Source organism: Okeania sp. (assembly GCF_983059655.1).
Window position 1 is genome coordinate 1 of sequence record NZ_CEZPJD010000156.1, and the last position, 12,642, is coordinate 12,642.

Consider the following 12,642-nt stretch of genomic DNA (forward strand, 5'->3'; position numbering starts at 1 on the left):
ACTGATAACTGATAACTGATAACTGATAACTGATAACTGATAACTGAAATTACCTCTCCTTGAAAAGAAGAGGATTGACTCAAAAGAAATTTTTTTTTATTATCCCTTTAAAAGGAGAGGCTTTAAACCACAATTTTTTGGTAACACTTCTATACTAAAACAGGAGTTAAGCAAAAAAAATCTTAATCTATTACAAGAAAAAGGTTTGCTACAAAAAAACCAAGTCTGGCTAACTTAATATATACCTAAATCTGCTCTGATTAAGATTGATTGATTTTGAATTTAATCTATATTAAACATGACATTAAGCTCCAAATAAGCTGAAGCTTTATTACAAAGTTTGAATTTGATTTTCTTTAAGTAAAAAATTCTAGATTTTATCTGAAATTAAAAATTTCTTCCTCATAATTTTTAGTTAAATGTACTCTCTTGGGAATAGAGAATATTTGAAAGAAATTTTACATCAATCGGGAAATAATGGAAGAAGATTTAATCTACCACTTAAGATACTGGAATTTAAAATCTGAGATACTAACTCAGAAATTAAAAATCTTAGTTTTTGCTTTGAGACTGAAGATTTGTATTAGGTTCAACAGAGGCTTTATCAAAATCCTCTCGGCTAGGAAATATTTCAAAAACTCGGTCCATGCTTGTTAATTCAAACAGAATTCTGACTTGTTCATTAATAGAACATACAACTAATTGACTTCCAGCAGCTCTAACAGTTTTGAGCGCTAAAACTAAAGCACCTAAACCAGAGCTATCCATAAAGGTGACATCTTTAAAATCTATCAAAATAATATCTGCTCCAGCTTCAACTTGCTCGCTAATTTCTTGGCGAAATGCAGTAGCCTTAGTGCCGTCTAAAATGCCATTAGGTTGAATATACTTAACCACAGTACTCATATTTTCTAGAAGCTATGACTCTAACTATTTACAAACCTAGGCTAGTATACCCCATTACTGAGATTAAGTCCAAATTTATTGATAAGTAAGTCAAAATCAATTACTATATAAACTTTTCTGTTATTTGATTTAATTGATAGGACTAACTTTGGCACGGAATAGTAGTTTATCTCCCTGCCGATAGCCTGTGTAACGAACTTTTACCAATTCTCCCTCTTGGGCAGACCCTTCCATTAGTTGATGTAACTGAGGGTCAAAAGGAACTTCTGCTCCCACAGGAACGATAGATTCTACATTCCATTTTTGGATCAATTGCTCTACTGGACGTAACAAAGGTAATATCTTAGTTGATGCTAAACGAGGATTTTGTTTGACTTTGTATACAACAGTAGGCCATTGTTGTAACCAGGATTCTAAAATTTGCAAGCTAGACTGCTGAAACTCTTGTGTTAAAAATTGTTTTTGTTTTTCAAAGTTTGCCTGAAGATTGCGATATTCTTGCTCTAATATTGATGTAGAAGTTGGTACTGATTTTTTGACAAGTTCGGGGGCAAAATTATCTAATAATTCTGTTAAGCTGATTCCTAATGCTTGACTAATTTTGAGTAAAATATCTACTCGCATTTGTGACCCTAACCCACGTCGCAACCTAATAAGCTGTAATTCCGAAACCCCTGCTTTTTTACTTAATTCTTTAAAGCTAGAAATACTTGCTTTTGCCATAAGATTTTGTAATTGAGAGGCATAGTTTGTTGAAAAAGAATTATTCATTTCACCAGATATTAAAAGAAAAGAGCATATATAAAAATCTGCTCTAGAATATATCACAATTACTAATTATTACCTAAGTAGGTAGGTGTTAAAAATCATCCTGATGACAAGGCATTAAGTGGAGGGCAGAATGAATAAAGTAGTAGGATGTTTGAGGAACTTTACTTTTCATAATGATTTTTTTTGCACTTTCTTACTGGCTAAAACATTCCTAGGATCTTAAATTTTCAACTTACTCAAAATGATTTTATGAAATGTTTTGAGCGATCGCTATCTATTTTTTAGACCTATTTAAAATCAGAAAGATTGGTTGTGATTGTATTATATACGCCGTGTGCAACTTATTTTCAACCGACGAGATTTAGGTGGTTTTGAGAACCAGACTTTCTGCTCAAGATCCAGAAACCCTGATAATTTCGTAGAAAATTGCACATCGCGTATTATGTTTATTTTTTAATTAATAAAACAGATTTATTTTGATTGTAAATGTGCTTCCAGGAACCACAAACGTTTATCAATAGTTCGAGAAACTTCGGTATACAAATCGGATGTATCTGCATCTCCTAACAAATCTGTTTTCTCTATTCCATCTCGGACTAATTTTGCATAAGGTGCGAAGCGGTCTGCCAATGCAATTAAATGATCTTTTCCATCAATAATTTCATCAGGATATTCTTCTAAAATTGATTCAGAAGCAGCAATTCGAGCTGTCCCCATTGCTATCCCTCCCAAAGCTGTAATTCTTTCTGCAAATGTATCAATATATTCTTCTAGTTCACCAGCCATTTCATCAAATAATTCATGTAATTGATAAAAATCCATTCCTTTAACATTCCAGTGGGCTTGTTTTACTTGAGTTTTTAGATCTAGAGTTGTTGCTAATGTATGATTGAGAATACCCACTATTTTAGAACGTTTCTCTGGAGATAAATCTATCCGAGAATCATAAATATGTTGCTTTGATTTTTCCTGATTCATATTGACTCCTAATTAACTTCAACTAAAAAATAATTATGGGAAAATTTAATTTGTCTAAATTAACTATTCTTGTTAAAATAAAGCAACTTATGCAAATTTTCCCCAAGTTTAAGTATATAGCAGGGAACAGGCAACAGACAATGCTTAAGTATTTATACTCTGTAAATTAAGTTGATTAACCTTCGCGATCGCGCTTCTCACTAGGAAAATCCCAAGTATTTATACTTAATTTATTTCTCTAGATTACCTACCATTATCTTTGTCCTAATTTATGACTTATGACTATTGAGGTTTTAGGGACTTCCAAATAAAAAATTATCCCATTAGCTATGAAAGTAAGGGAGTAGGCAGTAGGCAGCGGTCCCCTCGCCATATCCAATCAACCAAGAGAAGAAATAATATTTCTTTATGTTCAATTCCGTAGCGGTTAAAACCCGAGGTAATTATCAATTATCCATTATCAATTATCCATTAATTAATTCTCCCTGTAGGGAGGTTGCATGCAACGCCCCTACCCACTCCCCTACTCAATAAAATGTAGAAAAGTTTTTGAGAAATGGTATAAGTAGGTGGACAAAATTATTTGTGCATTGAAGATGTGATTCGATCAAAATAATTGGCTCTAAAATCCCGCCTTTTAAGGCGAAATATTTTTGGAGTAAAAAGATTTATTTGACTGACTATTAAGTTTGACGATCGCTCAAAATAATTAAATTATATTTTTGAAAGCCTAGCTATTATATTAGCTACAAAAACGCGCAAATCAACACTATGGAGGTAAATAAAATTGCAGACTAAGATATATAAAAAATATTTCACTCATAAATTAATTCCGAGTACAATATTAATAACAACCTTACTACTAGGATTATATAAAATACCAGCAGAAGCTTTAGAAGAATCGAATAAATTGCTCAAAATAGGAGTTATACAACGATTTGGTACTAAACCCACAGATAAAATTACTCTTACAGCTACTCCTGGAGATAAATTAACTTTAAGCTTTAAAACTCCAGCGGGAGAAGAAACTCTTACTACAGAAAAAGTTGAGCTAAACATTAAGATGAGACCGCTAGAAAAAGCATTATTAAAAGAGCGGTTAATTCTCAGCAGTCACCGCAGTTATGAAAATGCTGAAGAAGATGCTGAATTATGGAAAGATAAGGGAATAGAAGTAGAAGTAACCCAACCCGGAAGATGGAAAGTTTGGGCAAAAAGAGAAGTTTATAAAACTCCTTTATTGCGACGCTGGCTACTAGAAAGTCTACAAGCTCATAGTAATACAAATGTATATCTCGATTTGGAAGTTCTCAAACAACGGCCCACAGCTTACTGGGAAATGAATGGCTATACTTATCATCGCCATGAGTTAAATATTACAGCAGGAAAAAATATAATTCTCGTAAATAATCAATTTAATCAAGACACTGCAATACCAGAAGAACGACGTTATGCTGGCTCCCTTAAACTACAACCGAATGCTTATGGAAGCTACACATTAGTCAATAATGTCCCAATAGAAACTTATATTCGGGGAGTAGTACCCCACGAATTAGGAGCTTGGCCACCAAAAGCATCCCTGGAAGCCCAAGCAATTCTAGCTAGAACTTATGCACTAAGAAATTTGCATAGGTTTGTAGCAGATAATTATGAGTTGTGTGCCAATACTCACTGTCAAGTTTACAAAGGATTAGATGTATACCCAGAAACAGATGAAGCAGTAGCAGCAACTAGAGGAAAAGTCCTGACTTATGAAAATGAATTGATAGATGCAGTTTATTTTGCTGTTAGTGGCGGTGTGACAGCAGATTTTAACGATCTATGGAATGGTACTGAACGTCCATATTTACGACCTGTAGTTGATTCAGCTAATAATATCTGGGATTTATCTACAAATAGTTTAGCTGATGAACAAAATTTTCGTAAGTTTATGAGTCTTAAAAAAGGATTTAATGAAGAAGGTTGGATAGAGTTTCGTTGGCGGGAGGTAGTGAGTTTGCCTGGTATAGTTAGCTATTTGAAGAGTTATTTTCGAGAGAAAAAAAGTCCTTTTGCTCAAATTGAAACTATAGAAAATGTGGAGGTGACAGAGCGATCGCTAGCTGGTCGTGTTCTGAAAATGACTGCGGAAACTGATAAAGGCATTGTAGAGCTAAATAAGGACGAAGTACAAAATGCCTTTTGGGTACCTTGGAGTACGCTCTTTTATTTAGACCCTATATACAAACCCGATAAAACTTTATGGGGTTATAGTTTTGTTGGAGGGGGATTTGGACATGGGGTCGGTTTTTCTCAGAAAGGCTCTATTAAGTTAGCTGAGTTAGGCTGGAGTAGCAGTCGTATTCTCAGTTTTTATTTTCCTGGAACAGAGATCCAAACCCTCAGTGAGTCGGTCACTTTTGGACAAAATTGAAGAAGGTGGTAGGTGATTGAAAAAGGCAGTGGGAGCTGTTTGTGCAGCATCCCGGACTGAAAGGGAAAATTGCTTATGATAGTCAACGACACTCAACTTCGTGTCTACAAACCCCAAGCAATTGTTCCTTCTGCCTTCTGCCTTCGCTTATAGTTGGTTGTTCAGTTAACTTTGACATCCTCCCGACGTTGCGCTTACGCTACAACGCGGGATTCCTAAACCTCGCGGATCAGGACTTTCTGCTTCCTCTTGACAGAGGAGCTGCGCTAACGTAGCACCTGCCTCCGAGGCCAAACCTCTTTATGGTCTTACGGTCGCTCCACAGACTGAAACTGCTAGCCCAGCAGCCTAATTATATTTAGGATAGCATACCCTTGTAAGAACCGCAAGATTGATTGGTTTTTCCTCCGGAATGCTACGCAAACATCCCGACGCTCCCCTAATAGCTGCCGCTAGGCTCCGCCAACGGGAGAGCGCGGGTCTTCAACCAACGTTGAGATAAACAATCAAAAAATCCTCAACTACACAAGTTCCTCTTCTTTGTGAGTTTCAACGGTGCAGTCTTTTTTAGGGTAAGCAACACAAGTTAGCACATATCCTGCTGCGATCTGATCGTCATCCAAGAAGGAGCCATCACTTTGATCTATTACATCATCTGCGTTACCTTCTACTTTACCTCCACAGGTGGAACAAGCACCAGCACGACAGGAGTAAGGTAGGTCAATACCTGCTTCTTCAGCAGCATCAAGGATATAAGTATCATCGGCACAATCAATAGTATGATCGCCGTCTGGTGTTTTTAGAGTAACTTTGTAAGTAGCCATATAATTTTCCTCTCAATAATTAATTAGACAATTTTTTTGATTTTTGATTGACTCAAAGCTGCTAACTTTAGTAAAGCGCTTCTTCTTGGTGGGTTTCAATTGTGCAATCAGATGTGGGATAAGCTACGCAAGTTAAAACATACCCTGCTGCCATCTGATCGTCATCTAAAAATGACTGATCGCCTTGATCTACTGTACCCTCCACTATTTTGCCAGCACAGGTAGAACAAGCACCAGCACGACAAGAGAAGGGTAAGTCAAATCCCTGCTCTTCTGCTTCATCAAGAATATACTTGTCATCAGGACAATCAATTTCTTGCTCTCCATCTGGAGTTTTCAACTTTACTTTATAGTTTGCCATTTTACACTCCTTATATTCAGTAGTTTCGTCCCTATCCAACAGAATAAAAGGCTTGATTAGTTATAGATAGAGTCGTACATTTTCAAGGCAACATATCTGACTAGTGATGATTGAAGTCAGCACATAATTGATTGATTTTACAGTGTAATTTGACCTCAGCGATCTTTGCCTAGCTGCTTCATAAAACCGATATAAAACGTCTCTCTTGGTGCGCGTTCCGCAAGCGAGCTGTCGGCGGCGCGGGGTCGCACCGCATAATATGACATTTTACTGTTTACTTCCTGCTTTGCTGACGCAACGCTGCGCGAACAACTGAGGCCGTCGGCGGTTACTCATCCACAGGCATTGACGGTCAAGCCGACCGCATTTCTCAAATTAATACTCTCCTACTAGAATGCTACGCATTTTTTTCACTGAGATGGAACACTGGTAAAATTAAGAGCTAAACTTTCCTGACAATGTGGGATTTGCCAGATTAATCAGACCTAGAAATGTTCAAACAAATATTCACTAAGATGAAAGCGATCGGTACTTATAAATTAATCTAGATCGCCGATCATCATGTTTTGGGTTTCACATGAGAATTATGTAGAGGTAAATTACTCAAACAAGCAATACACCAAAATTACTAGGGGTTTAAGCTAGCCGATCAATCACCTCACATCAGAGCCTTCATTAGATAGTCAAACGGTCATCAACTATTACCAATAGGACTTACGCGCCTGCAACGTATTTTCGTCCGCAGCGTTAGCACAGCTTTGCGATAGCAATCAAAAGGGTTTGCAGGGCAGTCCGAAATGGAAAGCCAGATCAAATCCCAGTTTTTTGTACCTCATGCGTAAGTCCCTACAGATAAAATTGATTAATTTGCTCTCGGCTACTACTTATAGCTCGTCTTCCACGTTAGTTTTAATAGTACAATCAGATGTGGGTTTGGCCACACAGGTTAGCACATATCCTTTTTCGATCTGCTCATCATCTAAGAATGACTGATCGTCTTGATCTACTGTACCTGATTCAATTTTACCAGCACAGGAGGAGCAAGCACCAGCGCGACAGGAATAGGGTAAATCTAATCCTTGATCTTCAGCAATATCAAGAATGATCTCATCATCAGGACATTCAATTACTTTTTCACCATCTGGTGTAACTAGAGTAACTTTGTAGGTGGCCATTTATTTTTCCTCTCCAGCTAGTTTGGTCTAGATATAATTTAAACTTATACAAAATACAAGGCTTGATTAGCCAAATTATTTGTATTTGTTTTATTTCCATCTTTGATATTAAGGGAAAAAATCAATGTTGTAAAACATATTTGGCAAAAAATTACTATAGAATTTATTATAAATAATTCTAATTTAATTCTGATTACTTATACCTGATTGGACAACAAATCTGAGATAGATGTTAAAAAATATTGAAGCAGAGCCTGTCCATTGGTATATATAATCTAAAATATGTATTTCTTATTTTGTGCTTTAAATATGACCCAGACAAATCTCTCTTCCTTTTTACACCCCACTATCCCGATCAGAGTAGGTATTGTTGGTACTGGTCATGCTGCTAAAACTAGAGCTGAGGCATTAAAAGTAGATACGCGATCGCTCTTAGTTGCAGTCGCAGGTCATACCCCAGAAAAAACTGAGGAATTTAGTCAAACCTTCCAAGTACAGAATATAGCTTCTTGGCAACAGTTGGTAAAACGAGAAGATTTGGATCTAGTTATCATTTCTACTATTAATAGAGACCATGGAGCAATTGTACGTGCAGCCCTAGAAAATGATAAACACATCATTGTGGAATATCCTCTTTCCCTAGACTCAACTGAAGCGGAATCATTAATTTCTCTAGCAGCAAAGAAAAATAAGCTATTGCATGTCGAACATATTGAGCTTCTTGGCGGTCTCCATAATGCTATCAAACAATCTTTATCAGCTATTGGTAAGGTTTTCTATGCTCGTTACGTTACAATCAATTCTAAACAGCCAGCACCCATAAAATGGACTTATCAGCCTTCATTATTTGGCTTTCCTTTTATGGGAGCGCTTTCTCGTTTGCATCGGTTTATCGATCTATTTGGTCAAGTTGATAATGTCAGTTGCCAAAGTCAGTTTTGGTACACTGAAACAGACCTTTATAATGCTTGTTTGTGTAGTGCCCAGTTAAGATTTAGTAATGGTGTTATTGGGGAAACCGTCTATGGTAAAGGTGAAACGTTTTGGCTCTCAGAAAACACTTTTACTCTTTATGGCGAAGCAGGTACATTAATTTGTACTCCCCAACAAGGTCAACTATTGCAGGGAGAAAAAACACAAACGATAGAAGTGGGCGCGCGACGTGGTTTATTTGCTAAAGATACAAAAATGGTAATTGAACATTTACTGGAGGGAACTCCTTTATATGTAACTCCAGAAGCAAGTTTGTATACCCTAAAAGTTGCTGAAGCTACGAGAAAAGCATCAGAAATAAATAAAATTATCAATCTATAAAAGAGGGAGTAGGGAGTAATTATAGAACTATCAACATATTCACAACATATTCAATAGAACATCTGTATTAACCTGTATTAGCTAATCATTCTTGAAAGAACTGGCTGAGGAGAATATTTTTGTTCTAATTAAATTAAAATTTCGATTATTTTCAACAAATTTTTTGTTGATTTTATTTACAAAAATTTTAGCCTTAAAAATACTGAATTAATCTAGAATTATGGTAATTTTAAAAAACATTTTTATTATCTAATATGTTAGTAGTTAGTGAAAAAATTGGCAGTGCTGATGTTTACGCACAAAATGCTAAATCGATATTAAATAAAGCTACTGGTTTTATTAAAGCTTATGACTTTACTTTAAATCCGTATCGCGGTTGTCAATATGGTTGTAGCTATTGTTATGCTGCAGCTTTCAGCCCTAATGAAAAAATGAGAGATGAATGGGGAAAATGGGTTTTTATTAAAGAAAACGCTGCGGAAATTTTAGAGAAAGAATTATTGAAATGGGAGAAGAAAAATCCTGCCAAAGCTCCTAGTATTTATATGAGTAGTGTGACAGACCCTTATCAACCAATAGAATCTAAAACTCAACTAACCCGCAGATTATTAGAAGTAATGTTGGAATATCGACCAATTTTAGTTATCCAAACTCGTAGCCCAATGATAACTAGAGATATTGATATTTTACAGCGATTTAAACATCTAAGAATTAATATGAGTATCCCCACTGGTAGTGAGACAGTCAGAAAAGATTTTGAGCCTCAAACTCCTAGTATTAGAGCTAGACTTAATGCTATGAAAAAAATCAAAACAACAATTAATGATTTAACAGGTTATTTGCCTAAACTTTCTATTACTATTACTCCTTTACTGCCGACTTTGTCAGAAGAACAAGAAAATTTTATTAGACAACTAAATTTTGTAGATAGAGTTGTAATTCAAGAGTTTCATGCTAGTCATAAGCGTTCTCTCATAGCAAGTACTCGTAATGAAGCTATAGATATGAAAAAAAAGTATAGTTGGTGGTACAATGATGAAAATAAAAATTATCAAAGCTTCAAATCTCAGTTAGTAGAAATACTGAGTAATGTAGAAATTAAAGAAGGTCAGGCAGGATTTACTTATGAATGAATGAAGGCAGAAGGCAGCTATGCTGAGGGTAGAAGGAATAATACTATTTCTCAAAAAGAATGCTATATCTGATTGGGTGAGGAAGTTTGGGAAGTTTGGGAAGTTTGGGGAGAGGAAAAGAAGGAAAAACTTATACTGACCAACTAATAATTGTCAAAAACAAACTTTTAATCTTGGTAACTATTTGACTGTTGAAGTATAGAATTACTTTTGGTAATTGGTATAACTGGATGGGATTTTATACCCTTGTTCCCTTCGGTCACGAGCAAAGCGCAGGAGGAACAATTTCCTTCTGTCTTCTGCCTCCTGCCCTCTGCCTTTCCTGATAATTGAGAAATAAAATAATTTCATGCAGAATTGAATAATGAATAATCACATCACAAATTTTTGGCGTTCTCTCAAGTTTTGGTTAGCCCTAAAACAAGGCAAAAATGCTCAAGCTAATAAAATATTTAAAACTATTGAAAATTCAGGAGCTAAATTATCACCCTTAGAAAAGTTGTATCAGGATAAGCTGAAATTTCAGACATCTTTAAATGACAAAGATAGAGAAATTAACAGTTTAAATAAACATCTGATAAAAGCTGTTGACAAATTAGATGAATTAGAATTAAAGGTTGATTTTGATGAGCCAGTAATTAGAAGACTTGATGACTATATATTAACCCCAGAACCAAAATTTATTGAGTTTATCAAGAATAGTTTTCAGCTAATTGAAAAAGATGAAAATTTATTGCAGTGTACTGGAATCTATGAAAGGATATTTGACGATTTTGAATCAAAATTGGCAGAGTATATCAAAAATGAAATAGAAAGAATACCTGAAAAAAAACGAAAACTAGAGTTAGAAAAAGCTAGTAGAGATATAGAGTGGTTAAAGCGTGGAGCAGATCCAGATTATGGTTTCAAATTAACTCCTCACGTCTATTTTATGAAATATTTTTTAGATAATGTTTATTGTAATTATTTAGCTTGGTATTTTGTCTACAAAAGTGGACTATTACCAACAAAAATGAAGATATTAGATATTGCTGCTGGTCCGGGAACAGTAGCTTATGGATTAGCTTTATTCCTGCAAAGTAGTAGTGGCTTTTTAGTAAACCTTCCGATGCACATATCTTATTATTCCCTAGAAAAACAAGATCAATTTCAGTATCGAGGTCTTCAGTTTTGGCGACAATATATAGAAAAACAAAGAATTCCTACAAATCTATATTTTCGATTTGATACAACTGATATATTTTCGTACAACGGACAATCGAAAATTTTGCCACGAGGTTTCTTTGATTTTATAGTGATTTCTCATGGTTTATTTGCTGACAAAGCAGAAAAGAAAAAATCTTTCGAGGCATATCGAAAAATATTTCAGGAAAGTTTGAGTAGTGATGGTTATGTAATATTAATTGTTCAAATAAATAAAATATTTAAAGTTTATGATATGCAGCGAAAAGAAGATATACTCCAAGAAAAGAAATTAGTTGAAAAGTTTGTTGAGGAATTAGGGCTAAAATTAGAGTGGTATAAATATGTTACTTCAACAGGAATCAGAGAACCTCATATAAACTTTTTGAAGTATGCTAATGAAAAATTACCTCCTCAAAAATATATGAGTCCGCTTCAACGTCAATATCTTAGATCAAATCATGAATCAAATTATGGATTAGATGACTATATAATTATCTGCAAAAAATGAAAATAACTATCAAAACTTATCTAGAAAAATGCTCTACAAAATCAAACGCCAAATATTTAAAATTATTGAGCTAGATAATCCCGGAGATACTTACAGCAAAACCTTCAAAATCTGTATCATCACATTGATTTTTCTGAGTATTCTAGTTGTAATTATCTCCACAGTAGAAGAGATTTATCAGCCATACCAAACCTGGTTAGATAACTTTGAATTAATATCAGTAATTATATTTACCATAGAATATATTTTACCGAAAAATTGTGGTTTAAAGCCTTCCATTTTAAAGGAATAAAAGCGGTCTAGGAATGGCGAATAAACCTCTCCATATCCAATCGACCAAGAGAAGAAAAAAAATCCTTTTAGTCAATCCTATCCGTTTTAAAGGAGAGGTAACAATTAATTATTAATTATTAATTATTAATTATTAATTGTTGAAGGGTTTGGTCATCCAATGTTGCTCCTGGATATAAACATCCAATATGGGGAAGAATACGATTTATGGTAAAACCTTTAGCAATTATTGATTTAATCGCAATTCTTCCATTTTATTTACCATTATTTTGGCCAAATATAATATTTACTCGTTCGTTTCGCTTATTTAGAATATTTCGGTTATTCAAAATTAGTAGATATTCAAGTACAGTAAAATTATTTGGTAAAGTTATCAAGTCAAAACAAGAAGAAATAGTTATTGCTTTATTTATTGCCTTAGTTTTATTAGTAACTTCTGCCAGTTTAATTTACTTCGCTGAACATGAAGCTCAACCAAATGATTTTCCTCATATTCCTGCTGCTATGTGGTGGGGAATTGTCACCTTAACTACCGTAGGTTATGGAGATGTTTATCCTATTACTCCTTTAGGTAAATTTTTAGGGGCGATCGCTGCATTAGTAGATGTCTTGGTGCGCGTTCCGCAAGCGAGCTGGCGTCGTCGCGGGGTCGCACCGCTTTTTGAGCATTCCACTTACATTCAAGTCCTCAATTACTTAGGTGGCTGTGATTTTTAGCTAACCATGTTGTGAGTTTATGTAGTGCATCTGCTCTAATATCGGCTACTGCTTGGTGCGCGTTCC

At 35.0% G+C, this 12,642-nt stretch carries 11 protein-coding genes and 2 pseudogenes; 6 read left to right on the plus strand and 7 right to left on the minus strand.

What is annotated here, in order from left to right:
* Positions 1–552 precede the first annotated feature (552 nt).
* From AC3DU7_RS11155 to dps, 3 genes are all read right to left on the minus strand, one after another.
* On the minus strand, positions 553–906 hold the full coding sequence (locus AC3DU7_RS11155; protein WP_488039422.1) for an STAS domain-containing protein: 354 nt from the start codon (positions 904–906) through the stop codon (positions 553–555).
* Positions 907–1,035: 129 nt separating this feature from the next.
* Positions 1,036–1,677: a nucleotide exchange factor GrpE gene (gene grpE, locus AC3DU7_RS11160; protein WP_488039423.1), complete on the minus strand. Its 642-nt coding sequence runs from the start codon at positions 1,675–1,677 to the stop codon at positions 1,036–1,038.
* Between the two features lie 471 nt (positions 1,678–2,148).
* Positions 2,149–2,655, minus strand: coding sequence for a DNA starvation/stationary phase protection protein Dps (gene dps / locus AC3DU7_RS11165; RefSeq protein WP_488039424.1), 507 nt, complete (start codon positions 2,653–2,655; stop codon positions 2,149–2,151).
* A 787-nt stretch (positions 2,656–3,442) separates the two neighbouring features.
* On the opposite strand from dps, the gene AC3DU7_RS11170 reads away from it, so the two are divergent.
* On the plus strand, positions 3,443–5,068 hold the full coding sequence (locus tag AC3DU7_RS11170; protein WP_488039425.1) for a SpoIID/LytB domain-containing protein: 1,626 nt from the start codon (positions 3,443–3,445) through the stop codon (positions 5,066–5,068).
* Positions 5,069–5,589: 521 nt separating this feature from the next.
* On the opposite strand, the gene AC3DU7_RS11175 is transcribed toward AC3DU7_RS11170, so the two are convergent.
* The 3 genes from AC3DU7_RS11175 to AC3DU7_RS11185 all read right to left on the minus strand — a co-directional run bounded on the left by AC3DU7_RS11175 (position 5,590) and on the right by AC3DU7_RS11185 (position 7,428).
* The gene (locus AC3DU7_RS11175) at positions 5,590–5,892 is read right to left on the minus strand and encodes a 2Fe-2S iron-sulfur cluster-binding protein (RefSeq protein WP_488039426.1); all 303 of its coding nucleotides are present in this window, start codon (positions 5,890–5,892) and stop codon (positions 5,590–5,592) included.
* Positions 5,893–5,959: 67 nt separating this feature from the next.
* Positions 5,960–6,253, minus strand: coding sequence for a ferredoxin (locus tag AC3DU7_RS11180; RefSeq protein WP_488039427.1), 294 nt, complete (start codon positions 6,251–6,253; stop codon positions 5,960–5,962).
* Positions 6,254–7,137: 884 nt separating this feature from the next.
* Positions 7,138–7,428 (minus strand): 2Fe-2S iron-sulfur cluster-binding protein, encoded by a 291-nt coding sequence (locus AC3DU7_RS11185; protein WP_488039428.1) that lies wholly within the window; start codon positions 7,426–7,428, stop codon positions 7,138–7,140.
* 309 nt (positions 7,429–7,737) lie between these two features.
* On the opposite strand from AC3DU7_RS11185, the gene AC3DU7_RS11190 reads away from it, so the two are divergent.
* The 5 genes and pseudogenes from AC3DU7_RS11190 to AC3DU7_RS11210 form a co-directional block, all read left to right on the plus strand.
* Entirely contained in the window at positions 7,738–8,742 is a 1,005-nt protein-coding gene (locus AC3DU7_RS11190; RefSeq protein ID WP_488039429.1) for a Gfo/Idh/MocA family protein, read from the plus strand.
* Positions 8,743–8,996: 254 nt separating this feature from the next.
* Positions 8,997–9,875: an SPL family radical SAM protein gene (locus AC3DU7_RS11195; protein ID WP_488039430.1), complete on the plus strand. Its 879-nt coding sequence runs from the start codon at positions 8,997–8,999 to the stop codon at positions 9,873–9,875.
* Between the two features lie 364 nt (positions 9,876–10,239).
* Complete coding sequence (locus tag AC3DU7_RS11200; RefSeq protein WP_488039431.1) at positions 10,240–11,568, plus strand: photosystem II assembly protein; 1,329 nt, start codon at positions 10,240–10,242, stop codon at positions 11,566–11,568.
* A 28-nt stretch (positions 11,569–11,596) separates the two neighbouring features.
* Positions 11,597–11,860: a hypothetical protein gene (locus tag AC3DU7_RS11205; RefSeq protein ID WP_488039432.1), complete on the plus strand. Its 264-nt coding sequence runs from the start codon at positions 11,597–11,599 to the stop codon at positions 11,858–11,860.
* A gap of 206 nt (positions 11,861–12,066) precedes the next feature.
* Positions 12,067–12,456 (plus strand): annotated as a pseudogene (locus AC3DU7_RS11210) (ion transporter); the annotation flags it as partial.
* A gap of 63 nt (positions 12,457–12,519) precedes the next feature.
* Here the strand turns inward: AC3DU7_RS11210 and AC3DU7_RS11215 are convergent.
* A pseudogene (locus AC3DU7_RS11215) lies at positions 12,520–12,642 on the minus strand (transposase); the annotation flags it as partial.